Origin of the sequence: Streptomyces sp. NPDC127100 (genome assembly GCF_042724095.1) — a bacterium.
Lineage (GTDB): Bacteria > Actinomycetota > Actinomycetes > Streptomycetales > Streptomycetaceae > Streptomyces.
Genome location: NZ_JBHXFL010000023.1, coordinates 48,461 through 61,303, shown reverse-complemented (window position 1 = coordinate 61,303; position 12,843 = coordinate 48,461). Strand labels below are relative to the sequence as shown.

The 12,843-nt window shown below is 69.2% G+C and carries 13 protein-coding genes; 4 read left to right on the top strand and 9 right to left on the bottom strand.

Features of this window, described 5'->3' with window-relative positions; genetic code table 11:
• Positions 1–123 precede the first annotated feature (123 nt).
• Positions 124–690, bottom strand: coding sequence for an ATP-binding protein (locus ACFWJB_RS21145; RefSeq protein ID WP_386923994.1), 567 nt, complete (start codon positions 688–690; stop codon positions 124–126).
• Positions 691–1,036: 346 nt separating this feature from the next.
• Between ACFWJB_RS21145 and ACFWJB_RS21140 the strand changes: the two genes are divergently transcribed.
• Together ACFWJB_RS21140 and ACFWJB_RS21135 are read left to right on the top strand one after the other, a co-directional pair.
• Complete coding sequence (locus ACFWJB_RS21140) at positions 1,037–1,888, top strand: DUF5753 domain-containing protein (protein WP_386923992.1); 852 nt, start codon at positions 1,037–1,039, stop codon at positions 1,886–1,888.
• A gap of 3 nt (positions 1,889–1,891) precedes the next feature.
• A complete protein-coding gene (locus tag ACFWJB_RS21135; RefSeq protein WP_386923990.1) occupies positions 1,892–2,101 on the top strand; it encodes a DUF397 domain-containing protein in 210 nt (69 codons plus the stop codon).
• On the opposite strand, the gene ACFWJB_RS21130 is transcribed toward ACFWJB_RS21135, so the two are convergent.
• From ACFWJB_RS21130 to mnmA, 5 genes are all read right to left on the bottom strand, one after another.
• A complete protein-coding gene (locus ACFWJB_RS21130) occupies positions 2,098–3,333 on the bottom strand; it encodes a restriction endonuclease subunit S (protein ID WP_386923988.1) in 1,236 nt (411 codons plus the stop codon). The genes ACFWJB_RS21135 and ACFWJB_RS21130 overlap by 4 nt on opposite strands.
• A complete protein-coding gene (locus tag ACFWJB_RS21125; protein WP_386923986.1) occupies positions 3,323–5,953 on the bottom strand; it encodes an N-6 DNA methylase in 2,631 nt (876 codons plus the stop codon). Before ACFWJB_RS21125 ends, ACFWJB_RS21130 begins: the two co-directional genes overlap by 11 nt.
• 106 nt (positions 5,954–6,059) lie before the next feature.
• On the bottom strand, positions 6,060–6,896 hold the full coding sequence (locus ACFWJB_RS21120) for an RloB family protein (RefSeq protein ID WP_386923984.1): 837 nt from the start codon (positions 6,894–6,896) through the stop codon (positions 6,060–6,062).
• Positions 6,893–8,173: an ATP/GTP-binding protein gene (locus tag ACFWJB_RS21115; protein ID WP_386923982.1), complete on the bottom strand. Its 1,281-nt coding sequence runs from the start codon at positions 8,171–8,173 to the stop codon at positions 6,893–6,895. Before ACFWJB_RS21115 ends, ACFWJB_RS21120 begins: the two co-directional genes overlap by 4 nt.
• Positions 8,174–8,332: 159 nt before the next feature.
• Positions 8,333–9,463 (bottom strand): tRNA 2-thiouridine(34) synthase MnmA, encoded by a 1,131-nt coding sequence (gene mnmA / locus ACFWJB_RS21110; RefSeq protein WP_386923980.1) that lies wholly within the window; start codon positions 9,461–9,463, stop codon positions 8,333–8,335.
• 60 nt (positions 9,464–9,523) lie between these two features.
• Here mnmA and ACFWJB_RS21105 point away from each other — a divergent pair, with 60 nt between their 5' ends.
• Positions 9,524–10,243 (top strand): N-acetylmuramoyl-L-alanine amidase, encoded by a 720-nt coding sequence (locus tag ACFWJB_RS21105; protein WP_385462723.1) that lies wholly within the window; start codon positions 9,524–9,526, stop codon positions 10,241–10,243.
• A 60-nt stretch (positions 10,244–10,303) separates the two neighbouring features.
• On the opposite strand, the gene ACFWJB_RS21100 is transcribed toward ACFWJB_RS21105, so the two are convergent.
• The 3 genes from ACFWJB_RS21100 to ACFWJB_RS21090 all read right to left on the bottom strand — a co-directional run bounded on the left by ACFWJB_RS21100 (position 10,304) and on the right by ACFWJB_RS21090 (position 12,051).
• Positions 10,304–11,467, bottom strand: a complete 1,164-nt coding sequence (locus ACFWJB_RS21100; protein ID WP_386923977.1) for a cysteine desulfurase family protein — start codon at positions 11,465–11,467, stop codon at positions 10,304–10,306.
• Positions 11,468–11,558: 91 nt separating this feature from the next.
• Positions 11,559–11,825, bottom strand: coding sequence for a DUF4190 domain-containing protein (locus tag ACFWJB_RS21095; RefSeq protein WP_385462729.1), 267 nt, complete (start codon positions 11,823–11,825; stop codon positions 11,559–11,561).
• Positions 11,826–11,883: 58 nt separating this feature from the next.
• Complete coding sequence (locus tag ACFWJB_RS21090) at positions 11,884–12,051, bottom strand: hypothetical protein (RefSeq protein ID WP_385462732.1); 168 nt, start codon at positions 12,049–12,051, stop codon at positions 11,884–11,886.
• A gap of 115 nt (positions 12,052–12,166) precedes the next feature.
• Here ACFWJB_RS21090 and ACFWJB_RS21085 point away from each other — a divergent pair, with 115 nt between their 5' ends.
• Positions 12,167–12,793 carry a TetR family transcriptional regulator gene (locus ACFWJB_RS21085; protein WP_385462735.1) on the top strand — a complete coding sequence of 209 codons (627 nt, stop codon included), beginning with the start codon at positions 12,167–12,169 and terminating at the stop codon, positions 12,791–12,793.
• Positions 12,794–12,843: the final 50 nt, after the last annotated feature.

Genomic DNA, 12,843 nt, shown 5'->3' with positions numbered 1-12,843 from the left:
GAGTGTGAGTGGGATGGCACATCCGGCCAACCGGTTGGTGGGGCATGGGATGGGCCGTCACGAAACCGTGAACACTTGCCCGGCAAGTGTTCACGGTTTCGGAGGGTGGGCCGGGGTGGCCGTTCAGGCCGCGAGCACCGGCAGCACGGGCGGTCTCGGCGTGATGCCGTCGCCGGTACCGCCGCCGGGCGGCGGATCACCTCCGCCGAGCACCAGCTCGAACCAGATGGTCTTGCCGCCCACTCCGAACAGCGACTCCCCGAGGCTGCATCCGCCCCACGCGTCGGCCAGCAGGTCGAGGATCAGCAACCCCCGCCCGCGCTCGGCGTCCGGCCCGTCCTGCACCAGCGGCAGGGGGAACACGGGACAGGTGTCCATCACGCTGACCCGCAGGACCGGGTTCGTCCAGCACAGCCGCACGGTGGCGGGCCCGAGGGAGTAGCGGACTGCGTTGGTGGTCAGTTCGGAGGTGAGCAGTTCCGCCCGGTCGGTGAACTCCCCCAGCCCGTGCGCCCCGAGCACGGCCTTGAGCGTCGTACGGGCGACGGCCGGCCCGCGCGGGTCGCGGGGGAAGTGCAGCTCGTACTCCCAGGGTTCGGTGAACGGGATGAGGGGTGGGCTGGGAATGACGTGGTCGTCCTGGTGTGGCGGTTCGGGGGTCTGCTCGTGTTCCGGTTCCGCGTTCTTCACGCGTCACCTCCTTGTACGTGTGCAGGTTCGCGGCGCGACGGTCACGGTGTCGGGTCGTTGGGGTTGGTGGGCGGGGTGTCCCGTACGGCGCCCCCACGGCATGGGCCGAGTCCATGGCATCCGGCGGTGGCCTGCCACCAGCCCCATGTCCCGTCGGGCCCGGGACGGGAGTGGGGCGGGCGGTGCGCTTCCGCCGGAAGGGGATGCAGTGGTGGCGCGGATCACACGCTAGCGCGCTGACTAAAACGCGTGCTACTAGCTTTACTAAAACGGGTTTTATCTTGGATTTCGATGGACGCCGCGGCCAGACGATCGGCAAACTGTGCGCGCGAGCGAGGAGTTGTTCATGGCACCACGGCAACAGCCGAGCATCCGTCAGCGCCGGTTCGGGGCTGAACTGCGACGGCTGCGCGAAGCCGCCGGCATGGCTGCACCGGCGGCTGCGGCACGGCTCGGCGCGGACCGCACGATGATTTCGAACATCGAGTCGGGCCGGTTCGGCATCAGCGAGGAGCGACTACGGCGACTCGCAAGCATCTACGAGTGCAACGACCCTGGCTTGATCGACGCCTTGGCCGCGATGACGGGCGGGCGCCCCAAAGGATGGTGGGACGAGTACCGGGGAAAGATTCCGCCGGACTTCCTTGACGTAGCGGAGTTGGAGTACCACGCCACCAGTCTCAGAACCCTCCAGACCGCCCACATCCCGGGCATCTTCCAGACAGAGGACCATGCCCGAGCACTCTTCGATCTGTTCGTGCCAGCACTCCCCCGCGTGGAAGTGGAGCTGAGGGTGGCTCAGCGACTGGGTCGGTACAGCGTGGTGGCGAACAGCCCCGGTGTGCCGTACGTGGGCTACGTCCACGAAGCGGCCCTACGCATGCGGATCGGAGGACGGCACGTCGCCAAGGCACAGCTGAACCGACTGCTTGAGGAGAGCGAACGCGACAACGTCCGGTTGCTCGTCATTCCCTTCACGGCAGAGGGGTTCCCCATGGCCGGAGACACCGTGATGTACGCGTCAGCACCGAACCCGCACTTGGACACTGTGCAGGTGGACTCCCCCATCGGCGCGGTCTTCTTCGACTCCCCCACCCATCTGGCCAACTTCCGAACACGGCTGGACTTGGTCGAACAAGTGGCGTTGAATCCGAAGAAATCGAGGGACCTCATCCTCGAAATCATCGGAGATCTGTAAGAGGTGTCAGCTTTGTCCGAGTTGAAGTGGTTCAAGTCCTCGTTCTCGGAGGCATCCGGCAACGCCTGTGTCGAAGTTGCGGTCCGCGAGGACGCACTGGTGGCTATACGACACAGCGTCTACCCTGCCCGAGGGTTCTCCGTCGACCGGACGGCGTTTTCTTCCTTCGTTAGCGCGGTACGGTCCGGGAGTCTCAGCATCAGCACACGTTAACCAGTAGCCGACACAAGAAACTCTGCTGGAGGCAGGGAGACTCTTCCGCTAAGCAAGTCCTCCATGAGACCAAGCCGAGTAGTGCGCAGTTTGGCAATCTGCCTCTGCACCGAATTGGCTCGTCGCCTGCCTACCGCCAGTGCGGCCTGGACTCGCCTCTGCTCCTCAAGCGGGACATCCGGCACCAACAGCCGTTCAATCGATCCCTGGCTGATGTTCTTCATGCTCCCACTCGTGCCAGTCGCGGCAGACTTAATTTGCGCCCGGACGACAGGGTTGGACAATACTGCTGCAACAAACCCTACATCGGCCATCGAATCATCAACCACAAGCCTGAGCGTCTTGTCACTCAGCATGAGCCTGGGCGGTGGATTCTCCACGACACACGCGAGTCCCACAAGATCCTCCGTGTTCGCCCGCGTCATGAGCAAGTCGCCGGGTCGAACCTCGAACTGCGGGTTGATAAATTCAGCATCACGAACGACTTTGTTTTCGCGACCCAAAAACCCGTCAGCCTGCACGGCACTAACTTTAAGCACTCCCCATTCACCATCCCCTGCGGGAGTGTCTTGAGCCAAGGGACTTTTCCCTGCTTCAATACGATGAAGCCAGGAACTGAGCGGCACCCTTTCCGAAGTCTCCGTGAGCTTCCCTGAAACGAGAGCGGTCTCAGCGGTCTTCAACTTGGCCCGTACACGCTCAAGCGCCGCAATCCGCCGCTCCGTCACCGCGTGAGCGGCGACGATCCTACGCTGCTCCGACATCGGCGGCACGCCGATCTCCAGCTCCTGAAGTCGCTCCGTATCCAAACGTCCTGTGCCATGGCTGGTTTCCTCCACCATGGCCAAAATTTCCGGCGTGCGCGCCTGCACAGCGTGGGCGAGGAAATGCGGGTCAATTCCGCCGGCTGCGACGATCGCCTTGCAGTCCTGACCGAAAGCAACCTCACGCTCGGTGACACCGATCCGGAACTCCGACTTCAGGCTCATCCCACGAACAACGAAGAGGACCGTGCCTTTGTCAACCAGGCGCGAGCCGTTGTCCGCACCGAGCCGCGTCACGCGTCGATCCGAGCGATCGATGCGGAATGCCTTCAAGCTGGCCGCACTGATCCAAGGGATGTCTCCATCCCAGTAAGCGCTGTTCCCCGTACTGGGTGTGCCGCCGGACAACCACTTACCGGCCTCCGCGAGCGGCACTCGCCTCCAGCCGTCAGGCCATTCACCGCGCATAGCCCAACTCCTTCAGCCACGCCCCGAACTCCTCCGCCGCGCCCTCGCTGTCCGCCTCCAGCTCCGCCAGCGACACCGCGTACTTCTCGGCCCACCGGCGGAAGACCGTGACCAGTTCGCGGCGGCCCGCAGCCGACATCGCGTCCAGGCGGGTGGAGAGGCCCTCGCCGAGGACTTCGAGGACAACGCGCTGACCGCCGTCCTCGGCCTTGGCCATCTCGGCCGCCGCCTTCAGTTCCGGCAGGAACTTCGTGTCCAGGGCCGACCTGCGCTTCGAGGCCGCCGTGCGCTCCTTGCGGCGTTGGGTGACCGCCTTCTCCAGGGCGGCGATCTCCTCAGGGTCGACCGCCTCGGGTTCCGGCACCTTCCCCTCGGAGGCCTCTTCCTCGTCGCCGTCCGCGTCCGAGGTCGCAGGCCCCTGCACCTCCGCCAGCCGGGCCACCGCTTCCTTGTACGCCGCCTCCGCCTCCGCCAGCGCCGCGTCCGCACGGGCGACCTCCGCCAGGAACTCGGGGATGAGGGACCGTACGACCGACTCGTCCAGCGCGCGGCGCTTGTCCGCCGTGGTGACCGTAGACTTGGACCGACCGCGGCGGGGCCGTCCGCCCTCGCTCTCGTCCTCGTCGGGGACGACGGGGTTGACCATGGTCTCCACGGTCTCCACCCAGCCGTCGAGCACCCGCTCGTAGCCTCCGGCCGCCAGCGCCTTCACGTCGTACCGCGCGGACGCCCACCAGTCGGCGACGATCCCGTCCGTCTCGTACCGGTCCAGGATGCCGACCGGCTCGATCGCCGCCCGGAAGCCGGCGACCAGCCGCTCCCGCAACCGCATCGGCTGCCCGTTCACGCTCAGCTTCGAGAAGTGCTCGGCCTGCTCGGCCCACCACTTCCCGTACGCCTCACCCAGCTCGCGCTCCTTCACCGCCGCGAGGCCCGGAATGCGCTCGGCCGTGGCTTCCGGTCCCTCCGGCAGGAAGTCGACGTAGTCCTCGTCGTCCGCCCGCGTTGCGAAAAGTGACGGCAGGTCCACGTCGTAGGCCTTGAAGGCCTCCTTCTTCGCGTCGATCTCCGCCTTCGGCACCCCGCCGTACAGGTGCGCGCGCACGTCCTGCGGCTCCGCGGCCGACGAGTTGTCGACCCAGCGGCGGATGTTGAGATTGCAGTCGGCTGCCAGCAGATCGTCCCTGCTGACGACGCGCGCGTAGCCGTCGATCGGGGTCCAGTCGCGGTAGACTGTGACGATCTTCTCGACGTGCTCAGGGCCGAGGACGTTCTGGTTCTTGCCCGGCCGGTACTCGCGGTCGGCGTTGATGAAGAGGACGTTGCCCTGCCGGTCGCCGTGCTTGCGGTGCGGCTTGCGCAGGATCAGGACGCAGGCCGGGATGCCGGTGCCGTAGAAGAGGTTCGGGCCGAGGCCGATCACCGCCTCGACGCAGTCGTCCTTCAGCAGTTCCCTGCGGATGTCGCGTTCCTTGCCGCCCCGGAACAGCACGCCGTGCGGCATGACGGTGGCGGCGACGCCGTCGTGCTCCAGCACGGAGATCATGTGCTGGACGAACATCAGGTCGGCCTTCTTGCCCGTCTCCGGCGCCCAGCCCCACTTCATCCGGGTGCCGTGCGCCTCCTCGGCCTTCTCGACCTCGTCCTTGTCGTAGGGGAGAGAGAAGGGCGGGTTCGACAGCACCTTGGTGAAGGTGCGCAGCTGCTTGCTGCCGTCCGGCCGCCAGTGCAGCGGCTCGGTGAGGGTGTCGCCGAGCTGGAGATCGAACTCGCGGATGCCGTGCAGCACCATGTTCATGCTGGCCATGGACCAGGAGGGGCCGTTCTTGTCCTGTCCGTTGACGGACAGCAGCTGCGGTTCCCCGCCGTGCTCCTCGACGTGTTCCCGCGCGGCGATCAGCATGCCGCCAGAGCCCGCGCAGGGGTCGTAGACCGATTCCCGCTCCTTGGGGTCCACGAGGCGGACCATCATCCGCACGACCTCGCGCGGGGTGTAGAACTCGCCGCCGCGCTGCCCCGCCGAGTCGGCGAAGCGGGCGAGCAGGTACTCGTACGCGGCGCCGAGCATGTCCGGGAACTCGAAGTCCTCGTTGCGCAGCCGGTAGAGGCTGAAGTGCCGGATCAAGGCGCGCAGTTCGACCGTCGTGAAACGGGACTTGGTGCCGACCGTGTCGTTGAAGGAGATGTGGGAGGTGACGCCCGCCAGCCGTTCGTTGGAGCCGGTGAGTGCCGCCAGCGCCTGGTCGAGCCCTTCGCCCACCTGCTCGGTGAGGCCGGAGATGCCCGGCTCCGGTTCCGGGACCGGGCCGCCCGTCTCCAGGGGCTCGTGGTACTTGTGGGGGCCCTTCCACCAGCGTGCCTTCTGGGGCACGTAGAAGACGCGGGGGTAGCTCTCGGGGTCGTTGGCGCGGGCGAGGGCGTCCTTCTCGTCCCTGCCCGGTTTCTCGAGTTCCGCGTGGTAGATCCGCTCCCACTCCGGCTGGAACTCGTCCGAGGAACGCTTCAGGAAGAGCATCCCGAAGATGTAGTCCCGGTACTCGGAGGCGTCCATGCGGCCGCGTAGGATGTCGGCGGCCGAGAACAGATGCCGTTCGAGCTGGGGCAGGGTCAGTCTGGCCACGGACCGGTCCTTCGTGCGCCGTCGGGATTCTGGAGAACCCCGGCAGCCTAGTCCGGTCGGCCGGCCCGTAAGAAATCGCCCGTCGGACCGCGGACGATTCCCGGCCTCACCGGGCCGACGTCTCATCCTCGACGATCCCCAGGTGGACGAGGAGCCGCCAGACGTCGGTGGACGGGTCGCGCTTGAGCGGGTCGCAGTTCTCCGCGTGGCCGCTGCGACGGGTCCATTCCTCGTAGCTCTCGGTACGCGGTCCGGGAATCGGAGCGTGCACAAGGTTCCGGGCCGAGCACGAACCGTGCGAGCACAGGCTCACGAGCTTGCGGGCATTGCGTACGGCGTCCTTCTCCCGTCCCAGGAGCGACTGGCCTCGCTGGTCGTCGAGGCCCTTTCCGCGATCACCGGAGGCCTTGTCGTACTCCGCGAAGCCCTTGGCGTCCCGGTGCTCGCGCAGCCGGCGCAGGACGGTGTCGCTCACGCCTCCCTCCTGGCTGGTGAACTGCTGGAAGTGCAGGAGCAGCCACAGTTCGAAGGAGGGGTGGGAGAGCGCCACCTGGACGCCCTGGGCGGCAGCTTCGCGCATCGCGTCCGGGATGTCCTGGTCGCGGTTGTCCTGCGCGTCACGGTCGAAGAGCGCCCACTTCTCGTCCGCCGGGTCGGAGGCGGACTCGATCACCTTCTGCACGACCTCGGTGGGGCGCAGCCCGTTCCTGGCCCCGTGGAACTTGAGTAAGAACTTCTCCCGTTCGCCGTAGGTCTTGTTCAGCAGCGCGATGTAATCCCGTTCGGTCTTCTCGCCCTCGGCGGCGATGTAGACCACCCGGCGGGACTCGTCCTCGTAGGACTGGGGCGGCCGGCGCAGCGGCCTGACGTCGTCGGCGTCACGGCGGCGTCGGCGGCTTCGCGGCTGGTTCCGGTTCTGGCGGTCCTGTGGTCCCCTGTTCACGCTGTTGCCCGCAGCCCCTCTTCGATGAGTGCGATCTGCCGTGCGATCTCGCCGCTGGTCAGTCGGGGGACGCCGCCGTAGTGGCCGTGCAGGTAGCGGCGTTCCAGGTTGTCGTCACGGCGGGCCTTGCGGGCCGCCGTGATGGGGTAGAGCTGGGATTCGCCAGTGGCGTTCTTGAGGGCGATCCACACCTGGTCGCGGTCGAGTGGTCGCTCCACCACGGACGGGCCCAGCAGGGTCGCGTCGTGCGTGGTGAAGATCAGCTGCGCGGTGCGCGGGTTGGCCTCCTCGTCCTGGAAGAGGCGGATGACCTCCGCCGCGAGGATCGGGTGGAGGCTGGAGTCGAGTTCGTCGGCGAGGAGCACCCCGCCCTGGTCCAGGACGTGGAAGAGGGGCCCCAGGAAGGCGAACCAGGCGTGGGTACCCAAGGACTCCTGGTCCCAGAAGTCCAGGGGTCGGGGAGTGCCGTCGGCGCTGCGGTGCAAGAGCTGTACCTCGCCGCTCTCGGGGTCCAGGGTCAGCCCGGTGATCCCCAGATCCGCTGCGGCCAGCATCACACCGATGCGTTTACGCAGCTCGGCACCGTTCTTACGGTCAGTGAGCCGCGTGCGGGTCCACTCTGTCCGATGCGGGACATCCGCTCCCGATGTCACCAGCCAGAGGTTGTCGACGAACCAGCGGTGCACCGCCGAGAGCGCTGGGTGATTGAACGTGGCTCCGGCTGTTAGGAACAGAGCGTCGGGGCGAGTGGAGGAGACGATCACGTCCTTGTGCCCCTTCAGCCCGTTGCCAGGAAAGCGGAACTCGCCGCCTTCGTCGTCCGGGCGGTCCGCCTCACGGTCGAACCACACTTGGCGGCGCCCGGACGGGTAGGCGTGCAGCCACTCGGCCTCCACCCGGTCGTCGGACAGCTCGAAGCCGTAGGTGTAGCGGACGGGTCGCTTCCCGAGAAGTAGATCGACCTCGAAGAGGCTGGTCTCGTCCTGCGCCTCCGAGGCGAGTTCGAACGGCTCCCGTGGCACTCCGGGCCTCTTGCCCCAGTCCGCGAAGGACTCCAGCACCGCCTTCCGCATGAACCGCAGGGCGTCCAGGACGTTGCTCTTGCCGGAAGCGTTGGCCCCGAAGATGCCGACCGTCGGCAGCACGGACACCGGCTTGCCCTCGGAGCGGGCGCCGGTCTGCCGGGCGGTGCTCTCGTTGAGCTCCGTGGCCACGAGGGAGAGCTCGGTCTCCTCCCGGATGGACCTGTGGTTGGCCACCCGAAAACTGAGCAGCACGGCCGACCTCCAGACGAGGCGGGTACCTGTTTCGCCGCCTTAGGCTCCTACGTACGGGTAATCCGCACGGTCGAGCCTAAAGCGACTCGCCAGGATGCGCCAGAGCTCGTCATCGAACGTTGACCGCGCCCTTCCCGCGCCGGGCCCGCGGGAGCGCCGTCAGGCCACGCCGGCCGTCGCGCGCACGGTGGAGGCGATGGTCGCCGAGCCGACCACGCGCGTGCCGTCGTACAGCACGATCGCCTGGCCGGGGGCGACGCCGCGGACGGGCTCGGTGAACGAGACCTCCAGGGTGCCGTCGACGAGTTCCGCCGTCACCTCGGTCTCGCCGCCGTGGGCGCGGAGCTGGGCCGTGTAGGTGCCGGGGCCCGTCGGGGCGGCGCCGCACCAGCGGGGCTTGATGGCGGACAGGGCGGTGACGTCGAGAGCGGCCGCGGGGCCGACCGTGACGGTGTTGTTCACCGGGGAGATGTCGAGGACGTAGCGGGGCTTGCCGTCGGGAGCGGGGGTGCCGATCCGCAGACCCTTGCGCTGGCCGATGGTGAAGCCGTAGGCGCCCTCGTGGGTGCCGAGCCGGTTGCCGGCCTCGTCGACGATGTCGCCCTCCGCCCGGCCGAGCCGGTCGGCGAGGAAGCCCTGGGTGTCGCCGTCGGCGATGAAGCAGATGTCGTGCGAGTCGGGCTTCTTGGCGACGGCCAGGCCCCGGCGCTCGGCCTCCGCGCGGATCTCGTCCTTCGTGGTGAGCGTGTCGCCGAGCGGGAACATGGCGTGCGCGAGCTGCCGGTCGTCCAGCACGCCGAGGACGTAGCTCTGGTCCTTGGCCATGTCGGAGGCGCGGTGCAGTTCGCGGGTGCCGTCCTCGCGCAGGATCACCTTGGCGTAGTGACCGGTGCAGACCGCGTCGAAGCCGAGCGCGAGGGCCTTGTCCAGCAGCGCGGCGAACTTGATCTTCTCGTTGCAGCGCAGGCACGGGTTCGGGGTGCGCCCGGCCTCGTACTCGGCGACGAAGTCCTCGACCACGTCCTCGCGGAAGCGGTCGGCGAGGTCCCACACGTAGAACGGGATGCCGATGACGTCCGCGGCGCGGCGGGCGTCGCGGGAGTCCTCGATGGTGCAGCAGCCCCGTGCGCCCGTGCGGAAGGACTGCGGGTTGGCGGAGAGCGCCAGGTGGACGCCGGTCACGTCGTGCCCCGCCTCGGCCGCGCGGGCGGCGGCGACGGCGGAGTCGACTCCGCCCGACATGGCGGCGAGGACGCGGAGGGGACGGGTGCGCTGCGGGTTGTCAGTCATAACCCTTCCAGAGTAAGGGGGCGCGGGAACCGGAGCGCGCGAGTATGCGTTGAAGATCGCATGGGGGCGAAGAGCGGGTCCACGGGCGGACCCAGGGACGCGGACCGGCACCTCGGGCGCCGGACGCTGATCGTCGGCGGCGCGGCGGCGGCCCTGGGCACGGCGGTGCTGGCGCGTGACGAGCTGGCGCGGCTGTGGTGGCGTACGCCGGGCGTGGAGAAGCCGCGCGAGGAGGGCGCCGTCGACTACGCGGGCGCCCGGTGGGTGGCGGCGTCGGACGCGAACTGGCGGCGTGCGGACCGGCCCGACGACTTCGGCATCGACATGGTGGTCGTCCATGTCACGCAGGGCAGCTTCGCGAGCGCGGTGAAGGCGTTCCAGGACCCGGGTCACAAGGCGGCCACGCACTACATCGTCGGCCAGGACGGGCACGTCACCCAGATGATCCGCGAGCTGGACGTGGCCTACCACGCGGGCAACCGGGACTACAACGAACGCAGTGTCGGCATCGAGCACGAGGGTTTCGTGGACCGGCCGGAGGATTTCACGGAGGCGATGTACGCCGCCTCGGCCCGGCTGACCGCCGGCATCTGCGCGCGGTACGACATACCCGTCGACCGCGAGCACGTCATCGGGCACGTGGAGGTGCCGGGCACCGACCACACCGATCCGGGCCCGCACTGGGACTGGGACCGCTACCTGAAGCTGGTCCGGCGGGCCGCGACGAGCGGGCCGTCGCCCGGTCCCACCGCCGGGCGGGCCGGCAGCACCGGCGTCTGACCCGCCCCGTCGCGTACGGCGGTGCCGCGGGCGACCCCGGCAAGATCCGAACGACACCCCCTAGGACAGCCCCGCCGCCCGCGCGCGTTCCACCGCCGGGCCGATCGCCTTGGCGAGCGCCTCCACGTCGTCCTCCGTGGAGGTGTGGCCGAGCGAGAAGCGCAGGGTGCCGCGGGCGAGGTCCGGATCGGTGCCGGTGGCCAGCAGGACGTGGCTGGGCTGGGCGACGCCGGCGGTGCAGGCGGAGCCGGTGGAGCACTCGATGCCCTGGGCGTCGAGCAGCAGGAGCAGGGAGTCGCCCTCGCAGCCGGGGAAGGTGAAGTGGGCGTTGGCCGGCAGCCGGTCCACCGGGTCGCCGCCGAGGACGGCGTCCGGGACCGCCGAACGGACCGCGTCGACCAGGGCGTCGCGCAGGGCGCCGATCTCGCGGGCGAACCACTCGCGCTGCTCGGTGGCCAGGCGGCCGGCGACCGCGAAGGAGGCGACGGCGGGCACGTCGAGGGTGCCGGAGCGGACGTGGCGTTCCTGGCCGCCGCCGTGCAGGACGGGCACGGGGCTGTACTCGCGGCCCAGCAGCAGCGCGCCGATGCCGTAGGGGCCGCCTATCTTGTGGCCGGAAACCGTCATCGCGGCGAGCCCGGAGGCGGCGAAGTCGACCGGGAGCTGCCCGACGGCCTGGACCGCGTCGGCGTGCAGCGGGACGCCGAACTCGGCTGCCACGTCGGCGAGTTCACGGACCGGCATGACCGTTCCGATCTCGTTGTTGGCCCACATGACGGTGGCGAGGGCGACGTCCGCGGGATCGCGGGCGATGGCCTCGCGCAGCGCCTCGGGGTGGACGCGGCCGTACGCGTCGACCGGCAGGTACTCGACGGTCGCGCCCTCGTGCTCACCGAGCCAGTGGACGGCGTCCAGGACGGCGTGGTGCTCGACGGGACTGGCCAGGACGCGGGTGCGGGCCGGGTCGGCGTCGCGGCGGGCCCAGTACAGGCCCTTGACGGCGAGGTTGTCGGCCTCGGTGCCGCCGGAGGTGTACACGACCTCGCTGGGGCGGGCGCCGAGGGCGGCGGCGAGGGTCTCGCGGGCCTCCTCGACGGTGCGCCGTGCGCGGCGGCCGGACGCGTGGAGGGAGGAGGCGTTGCCGGTGGCGCCCACGTGCGCGGTGAGTGCCTCGACCGCCTCGGGGAGCATCGGGGTGGTCGCGGCGTGGTCGAGGTAAGCCATGGTGGGGCCGATTCTACGGGGCCGCCCGGCCCGGCCACGGATCAAGGCCGGTCTCTTCGGCGGACCGGGACCGGTCCGGGTGTCGGGTGGCTCACAGACTCCACGACATGGTGTTGTCCGCGGACATGAAGGCCACCAGGACCAGCAGGTCGGCGACGCCCAGGCCGAGACCGAGGAGCGCCCGGCCGCGGCGGGCGGTGCCCCGCCACAGGGCGACGCCGGCGAGCGCGATGGCGACGGGGCCCAGGAAGACGTTGAGGACGAGCAGGCCGAGGAGGCCGAGGACGAAGGACGCGACGGCCATGCCGTCGGTGTCATGGATACCGGTCCGGCGGGTGGCCGGTGCGGTGAGCTGCACGGTGTTCTCCTTACGGTGCGTCGGTGGACCGGACGGGGCCTCGATGGGCCGGCGGCGGTCAGTGGGCGGAGGTGCTCCGGTGGCGGCCGTGCCGCTCGCGGACCGCGAAGACGCCCAGCCAGACGGCGATGACCAGGCCGACGGCGACGGAGAAGGTGAGCGGCGCGTGGGCGACGGTGCCCAGGACGGCGCCGAGGAGCAGAAGCGCGACGACGAGAAACAGCATGGAGCGGATCCCCCAACCTTCGGTGAACGGTTGTAGTTACAGTTGTTCACTGACTTTCCAGTCTAGCGCGCCCCATGGCTTTCCAATTCCAGAGAACAGTTGTTAACTGCATGGTATGAGTCACACTCTCGGCGTCCGGCAGGCCCAGAAGCAGAAGACCCGTCAGGCGCTCCTGGACGCGGCCCTCGCGCTGCTGGAGGAGCAGAGCCTGAGCAGCCTGGGCCTGCGCGAGGTCACCCGTGCGGTCGGCGTCGCGCCGACCGCCTTCTACCGGCACTTCCGTTCCACCGCCGACCTCGGCGTGGCACTGGTGGAGGAGGCGCTGGGCAGCCTGCATCCGATGATCCGGACGACGGTGTCGCCCGTGGAGGACAGTGACGAACGCATCGCCCGTGCCGTGGAGTTGATCGCCGGCCATGTGGCCGCGCACCCCGCCCACGTCCGGTTCATCGCCCGGGAGCGCCACGGCGGGGTGCAGCCGGTCCGCGAGGCCATACGCGACCAGCTGGCCCGGTTCGCCGAGGAGGTGCAGGCCGAGCTGGCCAAGGACCCGCAGTCGGCGGGCTGGAACGACGACGACCTGCTGATGCTCGCGGGCCTCTACGTCGACCAGATGCTGATCACGGCCTCGCTGTTCCTGGAGACGCTGGAGGCTTCGGAGGAGGAGCGCCGGCACGTCGCCGCCGTCGCGACCCGCCGCATGCGGCTGATCAGCATCGGCCGCCGGCACTGGCTCGACTGACCGGGCGGGGAACGCCGGCACACGCACGGGGCGCCGGGACCCTTCGGTCC

What these genes read in the sequence shown, in the direction of transcription:
- ACFWJB_RS21140 (WP_386923992.1), top strand. Translation starts at nt 1,037, where the DNA reads ATGGCACCACGGCAACAGCCGAGCATCCGTCAGCGCCGGTTCGGGGCT.
- ACFWJB_RS21130 (WP_386923988.1), bottom strand. Translation starts at nt 3,333, where the DNA reads ATGCGCGGTGAATGGCCTGACGGCTGGAGGCGAGTGCCGCTCGCGGAG.
- mnmA (WP_386923980.1), bottom strand. Translation starts at nt 9,463, where the DNA reads ATGACTGACAACCCGCAGCGCACCCGTCCCCTCCGCGTCCTCGCCGCC.
- ACFWJB_RS21105 (WP_385462723.1), top strand. Translation starts at nt 9,524, where the DNA reads ATGGGGGCGAAGAGCGGGTCCACGGGCGGACCCAGGGACGCGGACCGG.
- ACFWJB_RS21100 (WP_386923977.1), bottom strand. Translation starts at nt 11,467, where the DNA reads ATGGCTTACCTCGACCACGCCGCGACCACCCCGATGCTCCCCGAGGCG.
- ACFWJB_RS21090 (WP_385462732.1), bottom strand. Translation starts at nt 12,051, where the DNA reads ATGCTGTTTCTCGTCGTCGCGCTTCTGCTCCTCGGCGCCGTCCTGGGC.
- ACFWJB_RS21085 (WP_385462735.1), top strand. Translation starts at nt 12,167, where the DNA reads ATGAGTCACACTCTCGGCGTCCGGCAGGCCCAGAAGCAGAAGACCCGT.